24 protein-coding genes and 1 riboswitch are annotated in these 25,350 nt (G+C 69.6%); of the genes, 5 read left to right on the forward strand and 19 right to left on the reverse strand.

Annotated features, from left to right (window positions below; genetic code table 11):
* Positions 1-233 precede the first annotated feature (233 nt).
* From ACQHII_RS07045 to ACQHII_RS07070, 6 genes are all read right to left on the reverse strand, one after another.
* The gene (locus tag ACQHII_RS07045; RefSeq protein ID WP_427918425.1) at positions 234-1,019 is read right to left on the reverse strand and encodes an SGNH/GDSL hydrolase family protein; all 786 of its coding nucleotides are present in this window, start codon (positions 1,017-1,019) and stop codon (positions 234-236) included.
* 189 nt (positions 1,020-1,208) lie between these two features.
* Entirely contained in the window at positions 1,209-2,123 is a 915-nt protein-coding gene (locus ACQHII_RS07050) for a M23 family metallopeptidase (protein WP_427918426.1), read from the reverse strand.
* Positions 2,124-2,127: 4 nt separating this feature from the next.
* A riboswitch (cyclic di-AMP (ydaO/yuaA leader) is annotated at positions 2,128-2,290 on the reverse strand.
* Between the two features lie 301 nt (positions 2,291-2,591).
* Positions 2,592-4,664 (reverse strand): alpha-galactosidase, encoded by a 2,073-nt coding sequence (locus tag ACQHII_RS07055; RefSeq protein ID WP_427918427.1) that lies wholly within the window; start codon positions 4,662-4,664, stop codon positions 2,592-2,594.
* A 46-nt stretch (positions 4,665-4,710) separates the two neighbouring features.
* On the reverse strand, positions 4,711-5,397 hold the full coding sequence (locus ACQHII_RS07060; protein WP_427918428.1) for a hypothetical protein: 687 nt from the start codon (positions 5,395-5,397) through the stop codon (positions 4,711-4,713).
* A 114-nt stretch (positions 5,398-5,511) separates the two neighbouring features.
* Entirely contained in the window at positions 5,512-6,480 is a 969-nt protein-coding gene (locus ACQHII_RS07065; protein WP_427918429.1) for an ISL3 family transposase, read from the reverse strand.
* Between the two features lie 120 nt (positions 6,481-6,600).
* Positions 6,601-7,320: a TetR/AcrR family transcriptional regulator gene (locus ACQHII_RS07070; RefSeq protein ID WP_427918430.1), complete on the reverse strand. Its 720-nt coding sequence runs from the start codon at positions 7,318-7,320 to the stop codon at positions 6,601-6,603.
* A gap of 114 nt (positions 7,321-7,434) precedes the next feature.
* Between ACQHII_RS07070 and ACQHII_RS07075 the strand changes: the two genes are divergently transcribed.
* From ACQHII_RS07075 to ACQHII_RS07095, 5 genes are all read left to right on the forward strand, one after another.
* Positions 7,435-8,136, forward strand: a complete 702-nt coding sequence (locus tag ACQHII_RS07075; RefSeq protein ID WP_427918431.1) for an NAD(P)-dependent oxidoreductase — start codon at positions 7,435-7,437, stop codon at positions 8,134-8,136.
* Between the two features lie 449 nt (positions 8,137-8,585).
* Positions 8,586-8,879: a winged helix-turn-helix transcriptional regulator gene (locus ACQHII_RS07080; RefSeq protein WP_427925245.1), complete on the forward strand. Its 294-nt coding sequence runs from the start codon at positions 8,586-8,588 to the stop codon at positions 8,877-8,879.
* 123 nt (positions 8,880-9,002) lie between these two features.
* On the forward strand, positions 9,003-10,031 hold the full coding sequence (locus ACQHII_RS07085) for a zinc-binding alcohol dehydrogenase family protein (protein ID WP_427918432.1): 1,029 nt from the start codon (positions 9,003-9,005) through the stop codon (positions 10,029-10,031).
* 86 nt (positions 10,032-10,117) lie between these two features.
* Complete coding sequence (locus tag ACQHII_RS07090) at positions 10,118-10,345, forward strand: hypothetical protein (RefSeq protein ID WP_427918433.1); 228 nt, start codon at positions 10,118-10,120, stop codon at positions 10,343-10,345.
* Positions 10,346-10,619: 274 nt separating this feature from the next.
* Complete coding sequence (locus tag ACQHII_RS07095) at positions 10,620-11,417, forward strand: tyrosine-protein phosphatase (RefSeq protein ID WP_427918434.1); 798 nt, start codon at positions 10,620-10,622, stop codon at positions 11,415-11,417.
* Positions 11,418-11,435: 18 nt separating this feature from the next.
* On the opposite strand, the gene ACQHII_RS07100 is transcribed toward ACQHII_RS07095, so the two are convergent.
* From ACQHII_RS07100 to hpnC, 13 genes are all read right to left on the reverse strand, one after another.
* Positions 11,436-11,561, reverse strand: coding sequence for a DUF6126 family protein (locus ACQHII_RS07100; RefSeq protein ID WP_019069690.1), 126 nt, complete (start codon positions 11,559-11,561; stop codon positions 11,436-11,438).
* Complete coding sequence (locus ACQHII_RS07105; RefSeq protein ID WP_427918435.1) at positions 11,558-12,202, reverse strand: helix-turn-helix domain-containing protein; 645 nt, start codon at positions 12,200-12,202, stop codon at positions 11,558-11,560. Before ACQHII_RS07105 ends, ACQHII_RS07100 begins: the two co-directional genes overlap by 4 nt.
* A 74-nt stretch (positions 12,203-12,276) precedes the next feature.
* A complete protein-coding gene (locus tag ACQHII_RS07110; RefSeq protein WP_427918436.1) occupies positions 12,277-13,662 on the reverse strand; it encodes an aspartate aminotransferase family protein in 1,386 nt (461 codons plus the stop codon).
* Positions 13,659-15,566, reverse strand: a complete 1,908-nt coding sequence (gene dxs / locus ACQHII_RS07115) for a 1-deoxy-D-xylulose-5-phosphate synthase (RefSeq protein ID WP_359613727.1) — start codon at positions 15,564-15,566, stop codon at positions 13,659-13,661. The genes ACQHII_RS07110 and dxs overlap by 4 nt, the downstream gene beginning before the upstream one ends.
* A gap of 26 nt (positions 15,567-15,592) precedes the next feature.
* The gene (gene ispG / locus ACQHII_RS07120) at positions 15,593-16,750 is read right to left on the reverse strand and encodes a flavodoxin-dependent (E)-4-hydroxy-3-methylbut-2-enyl-diphosphate synthase (protein WP_427918437.1); all 1,158 of its coding nucleotides are present in this window, start codon (positions 16,748-16,750) and stop codon (positions 15,593-15,595) included.
* Positions 16,751-16,754: 4 nt separating this feature from the next.
* On the reverse strand, positions 16,755-17,777 hold the full coding sequence (gene hpnH / locus ACQHII_RS07125; RefSeq protein ID WP_427918438.1) for an adenosyl-hopene transferase HpnH: 1,023 nt from the start codon (positions 17,775-17,777) through the stop codon (positions 16,755-16,757).
* 5 nt (positions 17,778-17,782) lie between these two features.
* Entirely contained in the window at positions 17,783-18,424 is a 642-nt protein-coding gene (locus ACQHII_RS07130) for a 1-hydroxy-2-methyl-2-butenyl 4-diphosphate reductase (RefSeq protein ID WP_427918439.1), read from the reverse strand.
* Positions 18,424-20,439 (reverse strand): squalene--hopene cyclase, encoded by a 2,016-nt coding sequence (gene shc, locus ACQHII_RS07135; protein ID WP_427918440.1) that lies wholly within the window; start codon positions 20,437-20,439, stop codon positions 18,424-18,426. Before shc ends, ACQHII_RS07130 begins: the two co-directional genes overlap by 1 nt.
* 112 nt (positions 20,440-20,551) lie before the next feature.
* Complete coding sequence (locus ACQHII_RS07140; protein ID WP_427918441.1) at positions 20,552-21,685, reverse strand: polyprenyl synthetase family protein; 1,134 nt, start codon at positions 21,683-21,685, stop codon at positions 20,552-20,554.
* Entirely contained in the window at positions 21,685-23,118 is a 1,434-nt protein-coding gene (gene hpnE / locus ACQHII_RS07145; RefSeq protein WP_427918442.1) for a hydroxysqualene dehydroxylase HpnE, read from the reverse strand. Before hpnE ends, ACQHII_RS07140 begins: the two co-directional genes overlap by 1 nt.
* Positions 23,115-23,237 carry a DUF6380 family protein gene (locus ACQHII_RS07150; RefSeq protein ID WP_427918443.1) on the reverse strand — a complete coding sequence of 41 codons (123 nt, stop codon included), beginning with the start codon at positions 23,235-23,237 and terminating at the stop codon, positions 23,115-23,117. Before ACQHII_RS07150 ends, hpnE begins: the two co-directional genes overlap by 4 nt.
* Complete coding sequence (hpnD, locus tag ACQHII_RS07155) at positions 23,237-24,187, reverse strand: presqualene diphosphate synthase HpnD (RefSeq protein WP_427918444.1); 951 nt, start codon at positions 24,185-24,187, stop codon at positions 23,237-23,239. Before hpnD ends, ACQHII_RS07150 begins: the two co-directional genes overlap by 1 nt.
* The gene (gene hpnC / locus ACQHII_RS07160) at positions 24,184-25,086 is read right to left on the reverse strand and encodes a squalene synthase HpnC (RefSeq protein ID WP_427918445.1); all 903 of its coding nucleotides are present in this window, start codon (positions 25,084-25,086) and stop codon (positions 24,184-24,186) included. Before hpnC ends, hpnD begins: the two co-directional genes overlap by 4 nt.
* Positions 25,087-25,350: the final 264 nt, after the last annotated feature.

Raw genomic sequence — 25,350 nt, forward strand, 5'->3', positions numbered from 1 at the left:
TCCTCCGCAGACGTGCGGTCCCGTTCGTGGACGGCGGGGAGCGCACGGCGAGCACGGCGGCGAGTCGGGGCGACAGGGCGGCCACGCGCGCGTGCGAACACCACGGCGAGGGCCGGATCCCCTCGTCCGGCAGAGCGGCCGCGCGCGGACCCACGGGTCCGTCCGCCTTCACCACTCCCGCGCGGCCACCTCACCGGCCACCTGCGCCGGCCCTCCCTCGGCCTCCCGCCCCGTCAGGCCACCCAATCGATCCGCATCTTGATGTCGTCGGGCGACAGCGCGCCCTTGGCCTCCACGTGGTCGCCGGAGGACTCGCCGCGCAGTCGGCGGCCGATCCACGGCACCAGGTACTCGCGCGCCCAGTGCACGTCGTCGCGGCGGATGTCGAGCGTGCCGCGCGGAGGCAGCGGCGGCCAGGGCTGGTCCGGGTCGGCCGGGACCTCGACGCCGAGGACCTGGCCGGCGCGCAGCGCCACGCGCGTGTGCCCCTCGGGAGAGAGGTGGAGCCGGTCGCCGTCCCAGGCCCGGCGGTCCTGGATCGTCTTGAGGGACCACAGGTCGAGCACCGGGCAGCCGTAGCGGTCGGCGATGGCCCGCACATGTCCGTTGTACGTGGCGATCTTGCCGCGCAGATGCTTGAGCACGGGCACATTGCGGGTGTCGAAGCCGGTCGTCACCAGGACGGTACCGACGGCAGAGGTGAGGTCGGCGACCGCGCGTTCGAAGCGCTCGGCGACCTCGTCCGGGTCGGTGCCGGGACGGATGATGTCGTTGCCGCCCGCGCAGAAGGAGACCAGGTCCGGGCCGATCTCCTTGGCCCGGGTGAGCTGGTCCGCCACGATCTGGTCGAGCAGTTTCCCGCGCACGGCGAGATTGGTGTACTCGAAGTCGCCCTCGGGCCGCCGGTCCGCGAGCAGTACCGCGAACCGGTCGGCCCAGCCGACCATCGCCCCGTCGGGCCCTGGGTCGCCCACGCCCTCGGTGAAGCTGTCCCCCACCGCCACGTACGACCCGATCACTGATCTGTTGTCACTCTTCGAATCGTTAGCCACGGCAACCATAGTTCACCCTGGAGTGTGACCTACGCGATCGTAATATGGGGTTGACGGACGGTGAGATAAGCCACTTGTAAAGGGTTGTCCAAAGTCGGAATAACCCCCTGGCCAGGGACGTTGACCCCGGGAACCGCCCTACGGCCGACCCCGGCGTCAGCCGACGGTGACGCCGTGCGAGCGGAGGTAGGCGACCGGGTCCACGTCCGAGCCGTAGTACGGCGTGGTCCGGATCTCGAAGTGCAGGTGCGGGCCGGTGACGTTGCCGGTCGCGCCGGAGAGGCCGATCTGCTGGCCCTCGGTCACGGTCTGGCCGGCCGAGACGGACAGCTGCGACATGTGGGCGTACTGCGAGTACTCGCCGTCCGCGTGCCGGATGACGACCTCGTTGCCGTAGGCGCCGTCGTAGGCGGCCGAGACGACCGTGCCCGCGGCGACCGCCTTGACGGTGGTGCCGGTCGGGACGACGAAGTCGACGCCCGTGTGATAACCGCTGGACCACATGCTGCCCGCCACGTGATAGCCGGTGCCGATGGTGCCGCCGGTCACGGGAAGGGTGTAGCCGCTGGAGGTGCTGGTGGTGTCGGCACTCTGGGTGGCGGTCGACTTCTTCGACGAGGAGGAGGACGAAGAGGACGAACCGGCGGACGAACCGGACGACTTGGTCGTGCTTGTCGTGCCGGTCGTGGCCTTCTTGCCGAGCGAGAGCTTCAGGCCCGGGTGGATCAGCGACGGGTCGGAGCCGATGGCCTCGCGGTTGTCCTGGTAGATCTTCTTCCAGCCGCCGGTGACGTCCTGGTCCTCGGCGATCTTCGCGAGCCAGTCGCCCGCCTTCACCGAATACGTCTTCACGCCCTCGGTCTTCGCGGTCGCCGCCTTCTCCGTCACCGTCTTCTCGGCCGCCGGAACCGACTGAACGGCCTTTTCCGGAGCGGAAGTCGAAGTGGCGGCATGGGCGCCGGTGGCCCCCATGAGCGGAAGGGCGAGCGCGGCGCCGCCGGTTCCGGCTACGGCTATGGAACGGCTCAGGCGCTGGGACTTGGGACGGCGGTGCTTACCCTTCGCGGGCATGACGAATTCCTCTCCGGCGCCTGCGAGGTGAGCTGTCGGGTGCGGGCTGGAGATGCCCGGCCGCGCGCTGGTCGCGGCTTTACCCCAAGCCCGTTCCGGAGACCGGAACAGGCGTCCTACCTGTGGGTCCCCCGCTCCTGCCGCATACGGGTGGGTGTGTGCGGAGTCCGGTCGGCGGCAGGATTGGGCGTCCGTCCGGATTGGTGGCGAACGTAAGCGAGGAAGACGCAAAGGGACAAGCAGGAGGTTCCACGGTTTTGGGTTTCTTGTGATCTCCTGTGGGAATTCACAGTCACCCTCCGTGAATTCCCACCCGACTTCGACCTCAATTCCCCTGGAAAAGCATGTCAATTACGTGAACATGACGAGCGACGTACGGTCACGGATATGACGCTGCTCACGTACAACCCCTCAGCTTCCCTTATTCCAGAGCGAGTTGTAACGAAGGCTGCAATTAGGACAGAAGGCTCAGATACGACGCAGCCGGAGAACCGTCGCATCGAGGTCACCACGCAGCCCGGTCCGCAGTCCGTGGTGCAACAGGACGGCACCCCGGTGGACTTCGCCCGTTTCGAGGCATTCGTACGACGCCGTCGGGTCGAGCCCACGCAGCCGGAGCGCCGGTACCGGCTCGCCGTAGTGCTGCGCCTGGAGCAGGGCGAGGACGACGCTCTCGTCACCGCGCGTGTACTGCACGGCGCTCAGTCCGCCGGTCGGCGGGCGCAGCCGGTGGAGGTCGCCGTGCTGCACGAGCGGCCGGATCTCCTTGTAGAGGGCGATCCACTCGCGGGCCTCGGCGAGCTCCTCCTCGGTCCACTCGGAGAGGTCGCCGCCCACGCCGAGTACCCCGGCCATGGCGCTGACGAACCGGAAGCGCAGACTGCTGACCCGGTCGTTGAGCTGGGTGTTGGGGCTGTCGGTGACCCAGGCGGCCATCACGCGCGCGGGGTGGATCTGGCTGAAGCCGTGCTGGATGGCGAGCCGGTCGAGCGGGTCGGTGTTGTCCGAGGTCCACACCTGGTCGGTACGGCTGAGAATGCCGAGGTCGATCCGGCCACCGCCGCCCGAGCAGGACTCGAAGGCCACGCCTGGGTGGGCCTCCCGCAGCCGGTCCAACAGGGCGTAGAGCGCGCGCACATGGTCGACCCAGAGGCGCTGCGGATAGGCGTCGCCGGGCCAGCCCGCGTCGGTGAAGCAGCGGTTGAAGTCCCACTTCACGTAGTCGATGGGGGCGCTGGAGAGGAGTCCGTCGAGCTGCTCCCAGAGGTACTCCTGGACGTCCTCGCGGGCGAGGTTGAGGACGAGCTGATTGCGGAACTCCGTCCGCTTTCGTCCCTCTTGGTACTGCACCCAGTCCGGGTGGGCGCGGTACAGGTCGCTGTCCGGGTTGATCATCTCGGGCTCGACCCAGATGCCGAACTGCATGCCCAGGGAGTGGACGCGGTCGGCGAGGGGCTTGAGGCCGGCGGGGAAGCGGTCCGGGTTGGGGGTCCAGTCGCCGAGTCCGGCGCGGTCGCTGGTGCGGGCGCCGAACCAGCCGTCGTCGACCACGAACAGCTCGACACCGGCCGCCGCGGCACGCTGTGCGAGCACCTCCTGCTGCTGCTCGGAGATGTCGAACTGGGTGGCCTCCCAGGAGTTGTAGAGCACCGGGCGGTCCTGGTCCGCGTCCGGGATCACGTGCGTCCGCTGGTAGTCGTGCCAGATGCGGCTGGCGCCGCCGAAGCCGGCGTCGCTCCACAGGGCGGCGAAGAGGGGTGTCGTGAAGGACTCCCCCGCGGCGAGGCTCAGCAGCCCGGACTCGTCGTACCCGGCGCCGCCGGTGATCTGCACGCACGCGTCCGGGAGTTGGGCCACGGCGATCCGCCAGGACCCCGACCAGCCGAGGGCGCAGCCGTAGACCTCGCCGCGTTCCTCGGTCGCGTCGGTGTCGAGGGCGACCCAGGGGAGGTACTGGTGTCCGGTGTGGCCGCGGCGGCTGCCGATGACCTTCTCACCGTAGGTGAGGGGGGAGCGCACCAGCCGTGACTCGGCGGCCCAGCGTCCGTGCACGTGCGACAGCTGCCACTCCTCCCGGTCGGGCAGCGTCCAGGTGGCGGAGTCGGCGCGCAGCAGCTCCAGCGTCTCGGTCCCCTCGTTGTCGAGGACCGTCCAGCGCTCCACGACGTCGCCGCGCGTGCGGTAGTGCAGGGTGATCGTGAGTCCCGCGTCGCGGAAGCGGAGCCGCAGTTCGTCGCCGTCGGTGTCGTAGCGGTCGAAGGTCCACTCCGTGCCGCGCCGCTCGGCCGTGCGCACCGACAGGGCAGGCCGGACGAAGCGGGGTCCACCCTCGACCGGGTACTCCTCGCGTCCGTCGAGCGGGGACTCGAAGGAGGAGCCGCCGGGGAGCGGACGGGCGGCGAGTTCCTCGGCGTCGGCGAGCGCGATACGGGGACCCCAGTGGAGATGGAGCAGTTCGTCGCGCTCGGTGAGATGGACGGCGTAACTGCTCGTGGGTCCGGACAGTACCCACGTACGGCCGTTCTCGGCGGTCTCCAGCATCAAGTCCCTCACAGATTCGAACAAGTCCACTCAAGCGCCAACATCATCAATGGTGCGGGACCTGCGAGGCAACGCCTGTGGAGAACTCGTAATCTGTGGAAACGGGTCTGGTCGGAATTTCGTGACGGTCACGATCGCAGCAGGACATGGGTGCGGAGGAGCCGGAAGGATCCTCGTCCGTACATCTGCCGCTTGATCGTCTTAAACGGTTGACGTGCCCTTCGACGACTCCGGAGCTGTAGTCGAGCGTCATGCCGGCGAGGACGGCGTCCCAGTCCTGGCGGAGGAATCCCGCGAAGCCCCGCACGGAACCAGGGCCGTTGGTCTCGGCCTCGCGGACCCAGTCGGCGAGGAGATGCCCTCGCCGATCGCGGACCAGGCCGGCGAAGACGCGGGCCAGGTCACAGACGGTGGCGATGTCCGGGCAGGCGATGCGCACCTCGTCGAGCTGGTCTTGTTCCTCACGGCTGAGCCCGTCGCGCGGTCTCATGATCCACGAGGTGATCTTGCGTGGTGTGGGGATGGGACGGGGAGGCTCGGTCGCGGCGGTGCCGCCGCGCATCGAGCGGACGTAGAGGCGGACGGCCTGATGGTTGCCGCAGTAGCCGTGCTCGTGGATCTCGCGGTAGAGCTGGGCGGCGATGGTGCAGCCGTCTGCGAACCGTTGTTGCAGGTAGGGCCGGTAGGGGTCGAGTTGGCGGGGGCGGCGGTCGCGGGCCGAGGCGATCAGCACCTCAAGATCGGTGGTCAGGTAGCGGCGGACGGTCTTGCGGTCCAGGCCGAACCGGCGGGCGATGGCGCTGATCGTCCACGTCGCCTCTCGTAATCGGTGGATCTCCGCATGCCGTTAAGTCACCCGCTGCACGAGCAGGGTGGCGGGGATGCTGTCGAGCGGCGGCGTCAGCGGCAGCAGTGCCGTGGGCGGCGTGGTCGGCGACGCCGGTGCGTCCACGTCGTCCAAGGCGTATTTGTGCAGGCAGGCGCGGTGCTGGTGGCAGGTCTTCTCGACCTCAGCGGACAGGTTTTGCAGCATGTGCCAGCGGTCGGCCACCTCGGTCGCGTCCGGTGCTGCCTCCTTGATCGCGCGACTGTAGCCGCTGTCGCGGTACCGACAGATGATCTCGGCGCCGGGGTGTGCGGCGAGCCAGGCGGCAAGCGTCTTGCTGGTGCGGTCGGGCAACAGGTCGATGGGGGTGGAGGTCTCAACGTTGACCAGGATGGTTCCGTAGGTACGCGAGCGGCGGAAGGCAAAGTCGTCGACTCCCAGCACCCGCGGGCTCCGGGCGGGAACATCGGGTGCGTGCAGCTGGCCGAGCAGCCGGGCCCGGCCGGTGGGCACAGCCAGCGAGCGGCACAGCCGCATACCCGGCCGCCCGCCCGCGGCGAGCGCAACGGACTTCCACAACGCCTTCACGCCGGGCCCGGCACGGGCGTAACGCGTGGTCAGGCCCTCCACCTGCTCGACGAACGTGCGCCGTCCGCAGCTGGCGGCGTCGCAGAAGAATCGTCGGACCTTCAGCTTCACCACCACGCGGCGCCCGCCGACCGGGTACTCGGCGAGCCGTCGTCCGTATCGGCTGTGCACCCGGCGCGAGACGGTGGCGCAGTCCGGACACGTCAACTCCGGTACGACGCTGTGGGCTTCGGCCACAACCACCCCGTCCACCTCGGCCAACCGGTCCAGCACCATCCCCACGGCATCCGGGAACAGCACGTCCTTCAACGCGGACAGAACCCCCATGGCCAGGGCATTCCCGCAGCCAAACACGACGCTGCCGAGGGCCAAGTATTTATCCATTGACGGCGGCTTGAGCATCCTGCAATTCCCCAGGGGGAGGCACCCCCGGCGGCGGCGCGCATGCTCTGGGATTGATGCCCCGGTTGCCCTACAGAGGCGAGTCAGCGGTCCTGTAGCTGGGGCGCTTGCGCAGGGCAGTCAGCTCTGCCGTGTGATGCCCAAGGACTGGATGAGCTGGGCCAGTTCTTCACGGAAGAGCTTTTCCGGGCTGAGGGCCTGAGTCTGCAGGTGGCCGTAGATCTCCAGTGACACCAGGCCGTGCAGGTGGCTCCAGATACGCAGGGCAAGGGCCACGGCGGCCGGGGGCAGGTCGGGGAAGGCCGGGCGGACCTTGTCCAACAGACCGAGGTCGAAGTCGGACCACTCGAAGTCGCTGTCCGAGTAACGGAGTTTGGCGTGCGGCCAGGCCGCGGCTGCGAGCGCGGTGATGCCGGTGCAGACGCGGCGGGCGGCTTCCGGAGCGGCGCCGCCCTCGGGCGGCTGGTAGCCGGGGACGGGGTCGCCGTAGATGAGGCGGAAGCCCTCGGGGTTGGCCATTGCCCAGTTCCTGAAGGCGCGGGCCCATGCCTGGATCCGGGCGGCCGGATCCTGAGCGGGGGCGGCGTCCCAGGCGGCATCCACGGTGTCGGCCAGCGAGGTGTAGACGTTGCTGATCAGCGTGGTGACCAGGTCGTCGCGGGTGGGGAAATAGCCGTAGATGGCGTTGGCCGTCATACCCATCTCGCGCGCGATGGCCCGCAGCGTGATCGCGTCCGGTCCCCCCGAGGCCATCAACTCCAGCGCAACCTTCTTGATCTCGGTGGTCGTCTCGGCCCTCAACCGCTCGCGGCGCCCCTTGGTGTTTCCCACGCTTCCCATGACCACTCACTCTACAGCGTCACAATACTGTGTGCCGTATTAATACTTCACGCCGTATAGTAACTGCATGCCGTGAAGGTAGGCGGCGGTACGAGCAACTACCCAGGGAGAGCCATGCACATCGGAGTCATCGGGGCCACAGGCGGCATCGGCAGTCGCGTCGTCACCGAAGCCCTCGACCGGGGGCATCACGTCACGGCCTTCAGCCGCGACGCCATGCGGATCGACGAGGACCGCAAGAACGTCGTCTGGAAGAGCGTCGACGTCCTCGACGCCGACGCCGTCGCCGCCGTCATACCTGGCCTCGACGTACTGATCAGCGGATTCCAGCCCGGAAACGCCGCCAGGGACATCGCCGACACCGTGGTCCGCTCGATCGCCGATCCCACGGTGTACGTCACCGCCGCGCGAGCGCTCCTGAAGGCGCTGGAAAGCCATCCACGGACCCGGCTCATCGTCATCGGCGGTGCGGGCAGCCTGGAGATCGAGCCCGGAGTCGTACGGGCCGACTCCGACGAACTCCTGCACGAAACCCTCGACGAGATCGGCCTGCCGAGGGAGTACGCCGCCGCGGTGCGTGGCCACCGCGACGCCCTGAACGTCCTGCGCACCTCCAACCGGCTGTGGACCTACTTCAGCCCCGCCGAGGGCATCGCACCCGGCGAACGCACGGGCCGGTTCCGAATAGGTGGCGACCAGCCGGTGCTCGACGCGGAAGGGCGCAGCCGTATCTCCATGGAGGACGCCGCCGTCGCCCTTGTCGACGAGGTCGAACTGCCGCGCTTCGTCCAACGCCGCTTCACCATCGGCTACTGACCGACGCCAACGGACCAAGGCTGCATCTGTCGGATGACCCCGAGTGTGCGCCGCCGCGCCGGTAGGACCGGAAAACCACGGAAGTGCGTTCGTATCCGCATGGGGAAGCCATGGACTTCCCCATGCGGAATATCGTGGCCGTTCACAGACGCCGAGAACTACGTGATCGTGACCGTCACGAAATGCCGACCAGACCCGTGGAAACCCGTGTCACGCGTCCGGGTCGGTCCCCCCGCAACCGTGTCCCGCCGGCCGCCGAGAGGGTGGGCGGGCCGAACCCCGTAACGACCGCCGAGCGGAGCGACGGCGCCCTTCCGGGCGGGCAGCGCAGTGGCGATCTCCCACGGGGGTTGTTGGTACCCGTTGGGTAGCATCGCTGGATGACGAAGACATCGGGCCTCTGCGACGACCCCAAGAGCGTCTATCTTGCCGCCTGCCCCTGCCGCGACATGCTGGACCTGCTGGCCAACAAGTGGAGTGCCCTCGCGCTGGGTGCCCTGGAAGACGGACCGCAGCGCTTCGGCGCACTGCGCACCCGGCTTCAGGGCGTGAGCCCCAAGGTTCTCACCCAGACACTCCGTCGCCTGGAGGACCACGGTCTCGTCGACCGCCGGATCTACGCCGAGGTGCCGCCGCGCGTCGAGTACAGCCTGACCCCGCTCGGCCTGGACGCCTGCGCGCCACTGGCGCAGCTGCGAACCTGGGTGGAGCAGAACATCGACCGTTTTCCCGACGCCGCCTAACCTGAGCTGGATACTTCCCGTTGGGAAGTAGGCTCCCTTGATGGTTACTACCTCCCGATGGATACCTTTCGGAGCGTGGCCGCGGCCCTTCACCGGCCACCGCACGAATCGAGGAGATCCATGATGAGCGTGACCCCGAAGTCGATGCCCGCCGTCGGCTACCTCAAGAGCCTGCCGATCGACGACGACGAGAGCCTGCTGGACCTCGAACTGCCCGTCCCACAGCCAGGACCGCACGATCTGCTGGTCCGGGTCGAGGCGATCGCGGTCAACCCCGTGGACTACAAGGTCCGCCAGGGCAACGACCCGGGCGGCGAGCCCAAGGTGCTGGGCTGGGACGCGGCCGGCACGGTGGTCGCGGTCGGCGACCGGGTGGAGCTGTTCGCGGTCGGCGACGAGGTCTTCTACGCCGGCGCGATCGACCGGCCGGGCACCAACTCCCGCTTCCACACCGTCGACGAACGCATCGTCGGCCGCAAGCCCGCCACGCTCTCCTTCGCCGACGCCGCGGCACTGCCGCTGACCTCGCTCACCGCCTGGGAGGGCCTGTTCGAACGCCTGGGGCTGCGGCGGAGTCCGGAACAGACCGGCACCCTGCTGGTGACGGCGGCGGCGGGCGGGGTCGGGGCCATGGTGTCCCAACTGGCCCGCGCCCTCACCGGTCTGACCGTGATCGGCACCGCCTCCCGCCCGGAGACCGTGGAGTTCGCCCGGAGTATGGGCGTGACACATGTGGTCGACCACCATCACCCCCTGCCCGCGCAGGTGGCAGAGGTGGCGCCCGGCGGCGTGGACCACATCTTCGGCACGGCCGGTACGGACCGGAACCTCGCCGCGTACGCCGAGATCCTCAAGCCCTTCGGATCGCTGCTCGCCATCGACGACTTCGGTGCCGTGGAGATCGGTCTGCTGAAGTCGAAGAGCATCTCCTTCCACTGGGAGCTCATGTTCACCCGCTCCCTGTACCGGACCCCGGACCTGGCGGCGCAGCACCACATCCTCGGCGAGATCGCCCGTCTGGTGGACGCGGGCAGCCTGCGGACCACGGCCACCCGGGACCTCGGCACGATCAACGCCGCCCATCTGCGCGAGGCGCACCGCGTCCTGGAATCCGGTGCCGCCATCGGCAAGGTGACGCTCACCGGATTCTGATCCGGGTGTGAACCTCCTCCTTCCTGATCCCGTTTACCAAGCGGAAGAGGAAACGGCTCTCTCGTAACCACTGAAAGGTGACGGGCATGCAGGTCATGAGGTTCACGCCGGAGCAGCGCATCGATCACCTGCTCCGCTGGGCGGCGGAATGGAACGGGACGCGACGCGGACGGAGCATGTGGGCCTACTCGCTCAGTCTGGGCGGCTCCCATGCCCTGCTGAACGACTGGGTCAACAACGAGCGGCTCATGGATCTCCTCACCTCCGAGGAGAGGAGATCCGTCGACGAGGCACGCGAGCGGGCGAGACAGTAGCCGTCCCCTGTGCCCGGCGGGATGCCGCAGCGGTGCGAGGGACGCCCGGGCCGCCGGCTCGGGGAGCAGCTCACGTGCCGACCGGACCACCGTCTCGAACGCGGTTACGTCGATCTCGTCGTCCGACTCGTTCCTGTCCTGACCACGGGATCCGCCCCTCACGAGAGGCGCAGGTCAGCGCTCGGACGCCTGCCGGGCCGCGGTACGCATGTCGTATCGTCGACAGGGTGCCCGCCGGTGAGCCGCGCCGTCGGGCCGAGCGGGAGGAGCCCTCGTGACGCAGCAGATTCCGTCGACCGAGCCGGAGTTGTCCGGAGTGCGCAATTTCCGGGACGTGGGCGGGCTTCCGACGGTGGACGGACGGCGGGTGCGGCACGGTGTGCTGTTCCGCAGCGGCCATCTCGCGCACGCGACCGACGAGGACGCCGAGTTCCTCGACTCACTGGGCCTGCACACGATCTTCGACTTCCGCAACGCGTCGGACCAGAAGCTGGAGGGCCCCGACGTCGAACTGCCCGGCGTGCGCAATGTGAACCTGCCGCTGAGCGACCCGGCGGACGGGTCCGAGTTCTGGAAGATGGTCCGCGACGGCGAGATCGACCAGCTGCGCGAGATCCTCGGCGGCGACAAGGGCGCCAACCGCATGATCGCCTCGTACCGCGCCATCGTCACCCAGCGCACCGCCGAGCACTCCCAGGTGCTGCACGCGCTCGCCGAGGACAGTGTCCCGGCGCTGATGCACTGCGCGGCGGGCAAGGACCGCGCGGGCCTCTCCATAGCCGTGACGCTGCTCGCCCTGGGCGTGGAGCGCGAGGCGATCGTCGCCGACTACCTGGAGTCGAACGCCAAGCACCGCCGCTACAAGGTGCGCCGCAGCGGCTCCTCCGCCGCGGCCTACTCCCCCGAGGTGATGGAGCTCCTCAGCCCCCTCTTCGACGCCCGCGCCGAGTATCTGACGGCGGCCTTCGACACGGTCGAGGAGACCTGGGGCGGCGTGGACGCCTATCTGGAACAGGGGCTCGGCATCACCCCGGAGATCCGGGAGCGGCTGCGCGAGCGCCTGCTCGACTGAACTCGCGCCCGCGGCGGGCTACTTGGCGCCCACGGAGAACAACAGGTAGATGAAGGCCGCGAAGAGATGGCCCACGGCGATGTAGATGAGCAGCCGTACCCACAGGGCGCGCGGGAACCTGTCCTCGATGTTGTTGCCGCTCATGCTGTGTCTCCGGTGATCGGGCCCAGGCACAGGGTGGCCGTGGGGCTCTGCAACAGGGTGTGGACGAAGAGCACCTCGACACCGTTCTCATCGGCGGCGGCGAGGCGGTGCGGGGTGAGCGAGTCGAAGTGGGCGCTGTCGCCGGGCGCGAGGAGGTGCGCGGTGTCGCCGAGCCGCAGCCGCAGCCGTCCCGTGAGGACATACAGCCATTCCTCGCCGGGGTGCACACGCACGATGTCGCCCTGGGAGCCGTGCGGGATACGGACCCGCAGCGACTGCATCCCGCGGCCGGGGGCGCCGGCCTGCCAGTACGTCCAGCCGCCCGCCCGGGTCGGTTCCATGTCGGCGGCTCGTACGACGGCTTCCCGGTCGGTGACCGTCTCGCCGAGCAGGTCCGAGACTGTCGTACCGTAGATGCGGGCGAGCGCGAGCAGCATCGGCAGCGAGGGCTGGCGCTGCCCGGTCTCCAGACGGGAGAGATGGGCGGGCGAGAGTCCGGCCGAGCGGGCGGCGACCTCGAGGGTGAGGGAGGCGCGGCGGCGCAGGGCGCGGAGCTGGGGTGCGACGGTGGCCGGCAGGTCGTCGGCCGGTCCGGCCGGCGGTTCCGGCCCGGTCTCGGTCTCGGTCTCGGAGGGGCTCATGCCTCCATTCAGCCGGACTTTTGCCTCTGCGGCAAATTTCTTGCCACAGAGGCAAAAATCTCGGTTCTCGCAGCTCAGCGGTTGGCGACCGCCTGCTTCACGAGCGTCCTGCTGAAGTCCCACATCAGCCCGCCACCGCTGTGCGCGTCGTCCATCACGGCCGTGAAGGCCTCGACGAACCGGTCCACCTCGCGCTCGCCGACGATCAGCGGCGGGATCAGCTTGATGACCTCCAGGTGGTCGCCGGAGACCTGGGTGAGGATCCGGTGCCGCTGGAGCAGCGGTACGACCACCATCTGCGCGAACAGCCCCTTGCGCGCCGCTTGCAGCATGGTCCAACGACTGCGCAGCTTCAGCGACTTGGGCTTGCCGAACTCGATGCCGATCATCAGGCCCCGGCCGCGCACGTCGGCGAGCAGCTCGTACTTGTCGACCAGCGCGGCGAGCCGGGTCCTCAACTGGTCCCCGGTGGCACGGGCGTTGGCGACGATCTGCTCGTTCTCCATGACCGACAGCACGGCGAGGCCGGCCGCCATGGCCTGGGCGTTGGACCCGAAGCTCGCCGAATGGACCAGCACGCGGTCCATGGACGAGTAGACCTTCTTGAAGATCCAGTCCTTGCCGAGGGTCGCGCCGACCGGCACATAGCCGCCGGACAGTGCCTTGGCCACACACACCAAGTCCGGTTCCACGCCGTCCTCGTGCTGGTAGGCGTAGAAGTCGCCGGTGCGGCCGAGCCCGGTCTGCACCTCGTCGGCGATGAGCAACGCCTTGTGCTTCCGCAGGAGTTCCTGCGCGGCGCGCAGATAACCGGGCGGTGCCTCGTGCACGCCCTTGCCCTGGATCGGCTCCACGACGAGGGCGGCGACGTCGCCCTTCTTCAACTCCCTTGCCAGGGCGTCGAGATCACCGAGCGGTACGGCGGTGTCGGGCAGCAGCGGGGCGAAGCCGTCCCGGAAGCCGTCCTCGCCGTTGACGGAGAGCGAGCCGGTGGTCAGGCCGTGGAAGGCGTGGTCGCAGTACAGGACGCGCGGCTTCCCGGTCGCGTACCGGGCGAACTTGAGCGCGGTCTCGACCGCCTCCGTACCGCTGTTGCCGAAGAACACCCGGTCCAGGTGCGGGCTGTGGGTGAGCAGCTTCTCGGCGAGCAGGCCGGGCAGCGGCTGGCAGTCGAAGCGGGTGAGGTCGGCGAGCTGGGCGTCGAGGACGTCGTGCAGCGCCTTGCGGACGACGGGGTGGTGACGGCCCAGGCCCATCACCCCGAACCCGGCGAGCATGTCGAGGTAGTCGTTGCCGTCCGCGTCCCAGAAGTAGGCGCCCTCGCCGCGCTCGTAGACCTTGTCGAAGCCGATGGTGTGCAGCATGCGCGGGAGCTGGTGGTTGAGGTACTTGGTGTGCAGCTCGTAGCGCTCGGCTCCGCGCTCGGCCAAGAGCGCGGTGAGGTCGAACTCCTTGGTCATTCGGGTTTCTCCTTGGCTGCGTGGCCGGTCGTGTCCTTGACCGCCAGGCTTGCGCTGATCCGTCCGGCGACCTCGACGGGTGTGAGGCCGATGTCGGCGAGCACCTCGCCGCGTTTGGCGTGCGCGAGGAACTGCTCCGGGATGCCGAACCGCCGTACGGGGACGTCGACTTCGGCGTCACCGAGGGCCAGCGCCACGGCGGCGCCGACGCCGGAGGCACGGCTGTTGTCCTCGACGACGGCGACGAGGCGGTGTTCGGCGGCGAGGCCGGGCAGCGCCGGGTCCACGGGTTTGACCCAACGGGGGTCCACGACCGTGCAGTTGATGCCGCGGGCTTCGAGGAGTTCGGCGGCCTGGAGGCAGACGGGCGCCATGACTCCTACGGCGACGAGCAGCACCTCGGGTGTCTCCGCGCCCCGGTGCAGGACGTCGAGGCCGCCGACGCGGTCGATCGCGGGGATCTCCGGTCCGACCGACTCCTTCGGGAAGCGGACGAGGGTCGGCGCGTCGTCTACCGCGACCGCTTCCCTCAGCTGGGCGCGGAGTTGGTCGGCGTCGCGCGGGGCGGCGATCCGCAGGCCGGGGACGACCTGGAGGATGGACATGTCCCACATGCCGTTGTGTGACGCTCCGTCAACTCCCGTGACCCCGGCGCGGTCCAGGACGAAGGTCACCCCGCAGCGGTGCAGCGCCACGTCCATCAGGAGCTGGTCGAAGGCGCGGTTGAGGAAGGTGGCGTAGACGGCGACGACGGGGTGCAGCCCGCCGGTCGCGAGCCCGGCCGCCGACACGGCCGCGTGCTGTTCGGCGATGCCGACGTCCCACACGCGGTCGGGGAACTTCGCGGCGAACTTGCCGAGGCCGACCGGGTGGAGCATGGCCGCCGTGATGGCCACGACGTCGTCGCGTTCCTCCCCGATGCGCAGGATCTCGTCGCCGAACACACTGGTCCAGGAAGGGCCGTTGGAGGGCACGAGGGGCTCGCAGGTGAGCGGGTCCATCACGCCGACGGTGTGGAAGTGGTCCTCCTCATGGGCGAGGGCGGGTTCGTAGCCACGCCCCTTCTCCGTGAGGCAGTGCACCAGGACCGGGCCGTGGAAGCGTTTCGCGCGGCGCAAGGCGGACTCGACGGCGCCGATGTCGTGTCCGTCGATCGGGCCGACGTACTTGAGGCCCAGGTCCTCGAACATGCCCTGCGGCGCGAACGCGTCCTTGAAGCCCTTCTTCGCGCCGTGCAGCGACTCGTAGACGGTGTTGCCGACGACCGGGGTGCGCAGCAGGACGTCCTTGCCCCAGGCGAGGACCTTCTCGTAGCTGTCGGTCGTGCGCAGGGTCGCCAGGTGGTTGGCGAGGCCACCGATCGTGGGCGAGTAGGAGCGCTCGTTGTCGTTGACCACGATGATCAGCGGGCGGTCCTTGGCGGCGGCGATGTTGTTCAGCGCCTCCCAGGCCATGCCGCCGGTGAGCGCGCCGTCACCGATGACCGCGACGACATGGCCCTTCTCGCCCTGCACCTGGCGGGCCTTGGCGAGGCCGTCGGCCCAGCCGAGCGCGGTGGAGGCGTGGCTGTTCTCGACGATGTCGTGCTCGGACTCCTCGCGGGAGGGGTAGCCGGAGAGGCCGCCCTTGCCGCGCAGCTTCGAGAAGTCCTGACGGCCCGTCAGGAGCTTGTGCACATAGCTCTGGTGGCCGGTGTCCCAGACGATGCGGTCGACCGGTGACTCGAAAACCCGGTGGAGCGCGATGGTCAGTTCCACCACGCCCAGGTTGGGCCCGAGGTGGCCGCCGGTCCTGGCCACCGCGTGCACCAGGAACTCCCTTATCTCTTCGGACAGTTCACCGAGTTCCGCCTCGGACAGCGCCTTCAGGTCGCGTGGTTGACGGATGCTCTCCAGAATCGTCACGTCGGGCCCCCTTCGGTCCGTGCTGTTCAGCTCACGGTGACGGCCGGCTCCCCCGCCGCGACGCCGTCCTGCTCCATCTGCTCGGCGATCTTCATCGCCTCCTCGATGAGGGTCTCCACGATCTTCGACTCCGGCACGGTCTTGATGACCTCGCCCTTGACGAAGATCTGCCCCTTGCCGTTGCCGGAAGCGACGCCGAGGTCCGCCTCCCGCGCCTCGCCGGGGCCGTTGACGACACAGCCCATGACCGCGACGCGCAACGGCACCTCCATGCCCTCAAGCCCTGCCGTGACCTCGTCGGCGAGCTTGTAGACGTCCACCTGGGCGCGCCCGCAGGACGGACACGACACGATCTCCAGCCGACGCGGCTTGAGGTTCAGCGACTCCAGGATCTGGAGGCCGACCTTGACCTCCTCCACCGGCGGGGCGGACAGCGACACCCGGATCGTGTCGCCGATGCCCTCGCTGAGCAGCGCCCCGAAGGCCACCGCCGACTTGATCGTGCCCTGGAAGGCGGGCCCGGCCTCGGTGACCCCGAGGTGCAGCGGATAGTCGCTCTGCGCGGCCAGCAGCCGGTAGGCGTTGACCATCACCACGGGGTCGTTGTGCTTGACGGAGATCTTGATGTCGCCGAAGCCGTGCTCCTCGAAGAGCGAGGCCTCCCACAGGGCCGACTCGACGAGCGCCTCGGGCGTCGCCCTGCCGTACTTCTGGAGCAACCGCCGGTCCAGGGAACCGGCGTTGACCCCGATGCGGATCGGCGTGCCGTGGTCCTTGGCGGCCCGCGCGATCTCCTTGACCTTGTCGTCGAACTGCTTGATGTTGCCCGGGTTCACGCGAACTGCCGCGCAACCGGCCTCGATTGCGGCGAAGACGTACTTCGGCTGGAAGTGGATGTCCGCGATCACCGGGATCTGCGACTTGCGCGCGATGGTCGCCAGCGCGTCCGCGTCGTCCTGCGTGGGGCAGGCAACGCGGACGATCTGGCAGCCGGACGCGGTGAGTTCGGCGATCTGCTGGAGGGTGGCGCCGATGTCCGACGTACGGGTCGTGGTCATCGACTGGACCGACACGGGGGCCCCGCCCCCGACCGCCACCGGTCCGACCTGGATGCGTCGCGACACACGTCGCTCGGCGATCGGCCGGACCGGCATCTCGGGGACGCCCAGGGACACTGCGGTCATGACGTCAGTCGCGGTTTCCGGCGACGGTCTCGCGCATGGCCCGCAGGGACTCCTTGAGGGAGCCCATGGTGGCGAGGACGGCGGTGGGCTCGTAGCCGCAGTGCGCCATGCAGTTGGCGCAGCGCGGGTCCTTGCCGCGGCCGTACTTGTCCCAGTCGGTCTCCTCGATCAGCTCCCGGTACGTGGGCACGTACCCGTCGCTCATCAGGTAGCAGGGGCGCTGCCAGCCGAAGAGCGAGTAGTTCGGGATCGCCCAGGCCGTGCACGGGAAGTCGACCTTGCCCTCCAGGAAGTCCAGGAAGAGCGGGGAGTGGTTGAGCCGCCACTTGCGGCGGTTGCCGCCCGCGAAGGCCTTCTTGAACAGCTCGTGGGTCTGCGCGACACCGAGGAAGTGCTCCTGGTCGGGCGCCTTCTCGTAGGCGTAGGCGGGCGAGATCATCATCTCGTCGACCTTGATGTCGTCGTTGAGGAAGTTCAGGACCTCGATGATGGTCTGCGGGGTGTCGGTGTTGAAGAAGGTGGAGTTGGTGGTGACCCGGAAGCCGCGTTTCTTGGCCTCCTTCATCGCCTCCACCGCCTCGTCGAACACACCCTCCTTCGCCACGGACTCGTCGTGCCGCTCGCGCAGCCCGTCGATGTGCACCGCGAAGGCGAAGTACGGGGAGGGCGTGAACTTGTCGAGCTTCTTGCGCAGCAGCATGGCGTTGGTGCAGAGGAAGACGTACTTCTTCTTCGCCACCAACTGCCGCACGATCTCATCGATCTGAGGGTGCATCAGGGGCTCGCCGCCCGCGATGGAGACCATCGGCGCACCTGATTCGAGTACCGCCCCGACGGCCTGCGCCACCGGCATGCGCTGCTTGAGCACGCCCGCCGGGTGCTGGATCTTGCCGCAGCCCTCGCACTTCAGATTGCACGCGAAGAGAGGTTCCAGCTCCACGATCAGGGGGAACTTGTCCCGCCTGCGGAGCTTCTGTTCAGCCAAGTATGTAGCGACCTTGATGGACTGGCGCAGCGGCATGGCCATCTGGCTCACCTCCGAGGGAGCAGCAAAGAACGGTGCCATTCGAAAAAAGCGGGAAGAACGGATCGAAGAACGCGGAAAGCCGATATTCCACCGCGCACCGTGCCGATCCGGACGAGTTCATGTTCAGGAGCGTCCACGACCACCCGTACGGCCGCAACCGGGCGCGCGCCCGTGCGCACGGCGCTCAGCAGCGTGGCCGCCGATTCCATGTCGACCGCGATTGCGCCGGTCGCGCGCAGATCCGACCGTTCCTGACCGCGGACGACGTGATCGGAGCCGGTGAGGGGGCCGGTGTGGACGGTGCGTCCGGGCAGGGCCCGCACCAGTTCCTTGACGAGCAGTTCGGTGGCTACGCACGGAACGGTTCCGCGCGGGTCCCGGGTCTCCTCGGCGACCACCAGGTCGCCGGGGTGCATCCCGGGGGCGAGTCCGGCGCAGAAGCCCGTGGCCAGTACGGCGGCCTCGGACAGCGCCGGGTCGGCGAGGCGCCGGGTGACGGCCGCTTCGGCCGCCGCGGGCCCCATGCCCGTCCTCAGGACGGTGACCTGCCCGCCGGCGCCTGAGCGGTCGCCGGTGCGCAGGGCGAGGTGCTCGATGCCGAGCGCGCAGGCGATCAGCAGCGGCGAAGCGGCGGGCCGGGTGCTCATCAGCCCCCCTTGGACGGGGAGACGGCCGGGGACACGTTCTGGCTGAACGGTTCTCCGTGCACGAAGCGCCCGAGCGCGGTGAGCGGGAAGACTTGCCGGTAGAGGTGGTAGTTGATGGAGAAGTCCCACGGGAAGCCGGTCCCCGTGAAGTAGGGCTCGTCCCAGGAGCCGTCCTCCCGCTGGGTGGTCGCGAGCCATTCGATGCCGCGCTCCACGGCCTTGGAGTCGTGCTCCCCCGCCGCCAGCAGGGCCATCAGCGCCCAGGCCGTCTGCGAGGCGGTCGAGGCGCCCCGGCCGCTCCACTCCTTGGCGTACTTGTAGGAGCGCAGGTCCTCGCCCCAGCCGCCGTCGTCGTTCTGCACGGTCTCCAGCCAGGTCACCGCGCGCCGGATCGCCGGGTGCGAGCCGGGGATCCCGGCCGCGGCGAGGGCGGGCACCACGGACCCGGTGCCGTAGACGTAGTTGACGCCCCAGCGGCCGAACCACGAGCCGTCCGGCTCCTGTTCGGCCAGCAGCCACTCGATGCCGCGCCGGGTGCGCGGGTCGTGGGCGAGACCCTCGACGGCGAGCATCTCGACGACGTGCGCGGTGACGTCCGCCGACGGCGGGTCGATCACCTCGCCGAAGTCGCAGAACGGCAGCCGGTTGGGGAAGGGGCTGGTGTTGTCGACGTCGAAGGCGCCCCAACCGCCGTTCTTGGACTGCATTCCGAGGTTCCAGCGGACCGCGCGTCCGGCGGCCCGGTCGAGGCGCTCCGGGTCGTGGTGTCTGACCCGGCGCAGCGCGAGCACGACCTCGGCGGTGTCGTCGATGTCGGGGTAGTTGTCGTTGTGGAACTCGAACGCCCAGCCGCCGGGCGGCAGTTGGGGCCGCTTCACCGCCCAGTCGCCGGGGCGGACGATCTCCTCCCCGAGCATCCAGTCGGCGGCCTTAACCAGTTGGGGGTGGTCGGCGGGCACGCCCGCGTCGGCGAGGGCGATGGTCGCGAGGCAGGTGTCCCACACCGGGGACTGGCAGGCCTCGATCATCCGGGCCCCGTCCTCGCGCCAGATCGCGAACCGGTCCAGCGACTCCAACCCCGCGCGCATCACCGGGTGTTCGAGGTCGTAGCCCAGCAGGTGCAGGGCGATCACGGAGTAGACGGCCGGCGGCTGGATGCCGCCCCAGCAGCCGTCGTTCTCCTGCCGCTCGATGATCCAGCGCGCCGCCGTGTTCATCGCTGATTTGCGCAGCTTGCGCGGGGCGACCTTGCGGTAGAGGTGCAGCGCCTTGTCGAGCCGCTGGAAGGCGCCGTCCCAACTCGCCACCTTGGCGAGGGGCTTGACCGGGTTCGGGTTGTCGGCGTCGGTGTGGAGTTCGTCGAGCGGGAAGGGCGCGGGCCGTACCGGCCGCTTCGCGGAGACCACCGTCAGCGGCACGATGGTCTGCCGGGCCCAGCATCCGAAGTCGTAGATGTTGAGGGGTACCCAGGTGGGGAAGTAGATGAGTTCCGGGGGGAGTTCGGGCAGGTCGTCCCACTTCCACCAGCCGAACAGCGCGAGCCAGATGCGGGTGAAGACGCGGGCCGAGGCGATGCCGCCGCGCTCGCGGACCCACGCGGAGGCCTTCGCCATGTGCGGGGCCTCCGGCGCGTCACCGGCCAGCCGGAGGGCGACGTACGCCTCGATGGTGGTGGAGAGTTCGCCGGGCCCGCCGTAGAAGCTGGCCCAGGTGCCGTCCTCGCGCTGCTCGCCGCGGATGAAGAGTGCGGCGGCCCTGGTCGTCGACTCGTCGCGGATGCCCAGGAACTGACGGAGCAACAGATCCTCGGCGTCCATCGTGACGTTCGTGTCGAGGTCGCCCTTCCACCAGCCCTGCGCGTCCTGGAGGGAGAGCAGGAAGTCGGTGGCGCGTTGCACGGCGAGTGCGGCGGCGTCGTGCACCCCGGCCGCCACGGGTGTGTTGATGTCGGTTTCGCTGGCCGCGGCAACACGGGGCCGCATGGCCCCGGTGCTTCCGTCGGTCGTCGCTGTCATGGCTTCCCCTTCGTGCAGTGGCATGTCTCTGCTGTGGGTCCGCCGTCGGCCGGTACTCGTATGTCCGCAAGCCCGGCCGGCGACTACGCGAGGGCTATTCGACCGATAGTGATCATCTCTTTCGTACGACGACGAAGTCGGCGAGCGCCGTGAACTGCGCCCGAACCCGGTCGGGCATGGTGATGGCGTCCAGGACCCCGATGGCGATGGTGTGCTGACGGCGTGCCTCTTCGGCGGTCCACTCGCGGCCGCCGGCCTCCTCGATGAGCGCGGCGCGGGCCGCGAACTCCTCCTCGGAGAAGTTCTCGAAGTCGCTGCTCTTGGCGTCGGCGGCGAGGATCTCGCCGAGCCGCTCGGAAGCGGGTCCGCCCGCCGCGAGCGCCGCCACCACGGGCAGGGACTTCTTGCGCTGGCGCAGATCGCTCCAGGTCTGCTTGCCTGTGGCCTCCGGGTCGCCCCAGATGCCGAGGAGGTCGTCGACGGCCTGGAAGGCCAGGCCGAGGTGGTGGCCGTACTTCTCCAGGACGTCGGCGGTGCGGTCGTCCGCACCGCCGAGCACGGCGCCGATGGAGGAGGCGCAGGCGAGCAGGGCGCCGGTCTTGTTGCCCTCCATCTCCAGGCACTCCTCGACGCTGACGCGGTCGCGGTGCTCGTAGGAGATGTCCTGCGCCTGGCCGTCGATGAGGGCGCGGGTCGCGGTGGTGAGGCGGCGGGTGGCGCGGCCGGCCTCGACGGTGCCGAGCTCCAGCAGGACCTCGTTGGCGAGCGCGAACAGGGCGTCGCCGACCAGGATGGCCTGCGCGGGGCCGTGCACCTTCCACACGGTGTCGCGGTGCCGGCGCTGTTCGTCACCGTCCATCAGGTCGTCGTGCAGCAGAGAGAAGTTGTGGACCAGCTCGACGGCGACGGCACCGGGGATGCCGACCTCGGGCGCGGCACCGGTGACCTCGGCGGAGAGCACGGCGAGCGCGGGGCGCACGGCCTTGCCGCCGTCGCCGGCGGCCGGGTTGCCCTCGGCGTCGATCCAGCCGAAGTGGTACGCGGAGACGGTGTCCATGGGCGGTGCCAGACGGTCAACGGCTGCGCGCAGCACCGGTGTGGCAAGGGTCCGGCCGCGCTCCAGGAGCGCGGACACGTCCACCGCGGTCCTCGCAGCGGCCGTCTCGGCCGGGGGCACAGTGGGCACAGTCTCTCCTCTTGTAGCGGTACCGGGGGTGCGGGGGCCTGCCGCGTGCTCGTCGAGCATCACGCCGCCTCCTCGAACTCGAAGAGCTGTCGGGGGCGGGGCCGGCCCAGGGCAGCGAGTGCGGCGTCCGCCGCGCTCACCCCACTGCGGACCGCACTTTCCATGGTCGCGGGCCACCCTGTGGCGGTCCACGCTCCGGCCAGGTACAGGCCGGGGGCCTTGGTGCGGGCGCCGGGCCGCAGCCGTCCGACGCCGGGGGCGGGAGCGAACGTCGCCGTGCGCTCCCTGGTCACGAAGAAGTCCCTCACCTCGGCGCCGCGCGCACCGGGCAGCAGCCGCTCCAGCTCGGGAAGGTAGCGCTCGCGCAGTTCGGCGACGGTCGCGTCGATCTCGTCGTGCGCGGCGGACTGGGACAGTGCCAGGTACTGGCCGTCCTTCAGCCCGGACGCCCCGGTCCGGTCGAACACCCACTGCACGGGGCTGCCCAGCGCGGCGAAGAAGGGCCGGGCGAGCACCTTGCGGTCGTAGACGACGTGGACGTTGAGGATCGGCGCGGTGTCGATGGCGAGCAGCTGCTCAGGGGCGTCGAGGGCCCCTGCGGGCAGCAGATCGTGGGCCTCGCGCTGCGGTACGGCGAGGACGACCGCGTCGGCCTCGATGCTCTCGCCGGGAACCTGAACGGTCCAACGCCCGTTCTCCTCAGTGGAGACGGAGGTGACGCGTGTACGGACTTCGGTGCGCACGCCCGCGGAGTCGAGCGCCTTGCGGGCCAGCCGGTCGTGCAGTTCGCCCAGCGGCACATGGGCCCAGCCGATGTCGGCCGCGCCCGGGTCGGAGAGCAGACCGGTCTTGAACACCATCGCGGCCAGCGCCAGCGAGGAATCGCCGGCCACCGCGTTGAGGGTGGCGACCCCCACGAGGTCCCACAGTGCCTCGACGGCACGCGCCGACTGACCGTGCGCGGCCAGCCAGCTGCCGAAGTCCTGCGCGTCCAGGGCCGGATCGTTGAGGTCGAGCCCCTTGAGCGCGAGAGCGGCACGCCCTACTTTGACGCGCTCGGCGAGCGAGAGATGCGGGTAGGTCGCGAGGCTGCGCCCCAGATGCAGCGGCACGGGCAGCGCGTCGCGCCGCAGTCTGCCGAGCCGGTGTCCCTCGGGGCGGTTCGCGTCGAGTACGGGCACGTCGAGACGATCCTGCAGCGGGGACAGCTCCGCGCCCTCGATGCGGTCGAGGAACCAGCGGTAGGCGGTGCAGCAGCGCAAGTACACGTGCTGTCCGTTGTCGACGGTCAGCTCACCGCGCTGGAAGGAGAAGGCGAGTCCGCCCAGGCGCGGGCGGCCTTCGAGCAGGGTGACGCGGACTCCGGCGTCGGCGAGCGCGAGGGCGGTGGTGACGCCGGCCAGCCCGCCGCCGACCACGACGGCATGCCGCGCGGCCCCGCCCGCCGATGGATCCGAGGGCAGCCCGTCGCCGCCCTGCGTCCCGTCGCTCATCGTGCACTCCCCCCTGTGCGCCCACCGTGGCAGGTCGTTGCACTCAGGGACGCGACTTCACACCGGAGGGTTGCGTGCCGCATTTCTCCGGAGACATCACCTTGGCCCACTTTGTCCATCAGGTGCGCCTCCTGAGGGTCCTGCGCGTGACGTGGCGGGTGTCCAGTCCGGACAGGCCGCGCACGGCGACGTAGGCCTTCTCGCGGCCGGGCAGCGAGACGCGGCCGCGCAGCACGGCCTCCGGCTCGCGCTCGATGCGGTCCAGGAGGCGGCGGTAGATGCCGGCCATGGCGGCGACACAGGCGCCGCTGCGGCGGTCGAGCATGGGGAGCAGCCGGTAGCCCTCGGCGAAAAGGGTGCGGGCCCGGCGCACCTCGAAGTGCACGAGACCCGCGAAGTCGGAGCCCTCCGGCGGCATCGGCCCGTTGAACCCGGCCGAGCAGCCGAATTTCGCGAGGTCGTCGGCGGGCAGATAGGTACGGCCACCCTCGGCGTCCTCGCGGACGTCTCTCAGGATGTTGGTGAGCTGGAGCGCGAGCCCCAGCGTGTCGGCGTACTCCGAGGCGCGTTCGGAGCCGCGCGCCCCCGACTCCGTGCCGAACACGCCGAGCGAGAGCCGCCCGATCGCGCCCGCGACACAGCGGCAGTAGACCTTCAGGTCGTCCCAGGTCTCGTAGACCTCGCCCTGGACGTCCATCAGGACGCCGTCGATCAGCTCGTCCAGGCCGCCGAGCGGGATCGGGAAGGCCTCGGCCGCGTGCGCCAGGGCGACCGCGACCGGGTCGGTGTCGTCCTCCTCGACCTTGCCCTCGCGCACCCGGGTCAGCAGCGCCCGGGTGTCCTCCAGCCGCGCCGCCTTCACCTCGGTCGCCAGCGTGCCGTCGCCGATGTCGTCGACACGCCGTGAGAACGCGTACAGCGCCGACATGGCGCGCCGCTTGGGCGTGGGCAACAGTCTGATGCCGTACGCGAAATTGCGCGCCTGTTGTCCGGTGACGGCCTCGCAGTAGCTGTAAGCGGCGAGTACCGGCGCGGACATGTGCGGTGCAGACTCCACGGTCCGGATCACCCCTCTCCTCGCAGAGTCACGCCCACCTCACGCAGCAACTGGATCTTGCCGGGTTTGGGCGGGCCGGGAAGTACGTCGTATTCGGCGGCGACGATCGCTTTGACCGCCGCCCGCCCCCCCGCCACGAACCCCGCGAGCAGCAACTTCAGTCTGCCGTGGACGCTACCCACCAGGGGGGCGCCTTCATTCAGGAGATCGCGGGCGCGTTCTGCTTCGTATGCAACCAGTGCGCGCACCGATGCGCCCGCGGAGGGCGTGGCGAGATCCGCTTCCTGGACGTGAAAGCGCTTCATGTCCTGGGCGGGCAGGTAGATGCGGTCGCGGCCGAGGTCCTCGGTCACGTCCTGAAGGTGTTCGACGATCTGCAGTGCGGTGCAGACCGCGTCGGAGAGCCGGACCCGCTCGGGGGTCTCGGTGCCGGTGACGCCGAGGACGAGGCGGCCGACCGGGTTCGCGGAGAGTTCACAGTAGGCAAGGAGATCGTCGTAGGTCTCGTAGCGCGTGACGACCTGGTCCTGGCGGTTGGCCGCGATCAGGCCGAGGAAGGGGTCCGGGGTGAGCGCGCACCGGCGGACGGTCGGCTGGAGGCGGCGCAGCAGGGGGTGGCTCGGGGTGCCGTCGAAGACCCGGCGCAGATCGGCCTCGAAGGCGTCGAGGAGGACTACGCGGTCCTCGGCGTCCTCGGGCGATACGCCGAGCAGCCGGGCGTCGGCGCCGCCGGGGGCGAGGTCGCCGTCGCCGATGTCGTCGACGAGGCGGGCGAATCCGTAGACCGCGATGAGGTCGGTGCGCCACGCCTTGGGCAGGAAGAAAGGCGCCACGGGGAAGTTCTCGCCCGCGGCCTTGTCGAGTGTGCCGCGCTCCGGATCACCGGTGGCGGCGGTGCCGCTCCCCGTCACCGCTCACTGCCAGGGGCGGGGACGGCGCGTGCTTCGGTGAGCTGGGGAGTTTCCGTAGCCATTGCCGTCACATCTCCCGTTCTACACTGCCGACCCAATACACACTATTTCGGACACGCCGCCCAGTCGTCCGCACGGTGACCCGGATTTGGGTGTCGCGCATTATCGCCCCACTTGCCGCTATTCGGCACCGGTACAGCTTACGTTGTACAACGCAGCGAGCTTCCTCGGGGTGTCCTGCACATCACAACAACACACCGATTG

The organism is Streptomyces sp. cg40, from assembly GCF_050320165.1.
GTDB lineage: Bacteria > Actinomycetota > Actinomycetes > Streptomycetales > Streptomycetaceae > Streptomyces > Streptomyces hokutonensis.

Excerpts from the sequence above, each read along its gene's own strand:
- ACQHII_RS07080 (WP_427925245.1), top strand. The coding sequence starts at position 8,586 with ATGCTGGACCTGCTGGCCAACAAGTGGAGTGCCCTCGCGCTGGGTGCC.
- ACQHII_RS07105 (WP_427918435.1), bottom strand. The coding sequence starts at position 12,202 with ATGAGCCCCTCCGAGACCGAGACCGAGACCGGGCCGGAACCGCCGGCC.
- ACQHII_RS07150 (WP_427918443.1), bottom strand. The coding sequence starts at position 23,237 with ATGGACAAAGTGGGCCAAGGTGATGTCTCCGGAGAAATGCGGCACGCA.
- hpnH (WP_427918438.1), bottom strand. The coding sequence starts at position 17,777 with ATGGCCATGCCGCTGCGCCAGTCCATCAAGGTCGCTACATACTTGGCT.
- shc (WP_427918440.1), bottom strand. The coding sequence starts at position 20,439 with ATGACAGCGACGACCGACGGAAGCACCGGGGCCATGCGGCCCCGTGTT.
- ACQHII_RS07100 (WP_019069690.1), bottom strand. The coding sequence starts at position 11,561 with ATGAGCGGCAACAACATCGAGGACAGGTTCCCGCGCGCCCTGTGGGTA.
- ACQHII_RS07075 (WP_427918431.1), top strand. The coding sequence starts at position 7,435 with ATGCACATCGGAGTCATCGGGGCCACAGGCGGCATCGGCAGTCGCGTC.
- ACQHII_RS07130 (WP_427918439.1), bottom strand. The coding sequence starts at position 18,424 with ATGAGCACCCGGCCCGCCGCTTCGCCGCTGCTGATCGCCTGCGCGCTC.
- ACQHII_RS07050 (WP_427918426.1), bottom strand. The coding sequence starts at position 2,123 with ATGCCCGCGAAGGGTAAGCACCGCCGTCCCAAGTCCCAGCGCCTGAGC.
- ACQHII_RS07085 (WP_427918432.1), top strand. The coding sequence starts at position 9,003 with ATGAGCGTGACCCCGAAGTCGATGCCCGCCGTCGGCTACCTCAAGAGC.
- ACQHII_RS07090 (WP_427918433.1), top strand. The coding sequence starts at position 10,118 with ATGCAGGTCATGAGGTTCACGCCGGAGCAGCGCATCGATCACCTGCTC.
- ispG (WP_427918437.1), bottom strand. The coding sequence starts at position 16,750 with ATGACCGCAGTGTCCCTGGGCGTCCCCGAGATGCCGGTCCGGCCGATC.
- ACQHII_RS07055 (WP_427918427.1), bottom strand. The coding sequence starts at position 4,664 with ATGCTGGAGACCGCCGAGAACGGCCGTACGTGGGTACTGTCCGGACCC.
- ACQHII_RS07110 (WP_427918436.1), bottom strand. The coding sequence starts at position 13,662 with ATGACCAAGGAGTTCGACCTCACCGCGCTCTTGGCCGAGCGCGGAGCC.
- ACQHII_RS07070 (WP_427918430.1), bottom strand. The coding sequence starts at position 7,320 with ATGGGAAGCGTGGGAAACACCAAGGGGCGCCGCGAGCGGTTGAGGGCC.
- hpnE (WP_427918442.1), bottom strand. The coding sequence starts at position 23,118 with ATGAGCGACGGGACGCAGGGCGGCGACGGGCTGCCCTCGGATCCATCG.
- ACQHII_RS07140 (WP_427918441.1), bottom strand. The coding sequence starts at position 21,685 with ATGCTCGACGAGCACGCGGCAGGCCCCCGCACCCCCGGTACCGCTACA.
- ACQHII_RS07065 (WP_427918429.1), bottom strand. The coding sequence starts at position 6,480 with ATGCTCAAGCCGCCGTCAATGGATAAATACTTGGCCCTCGGCAGCGTC.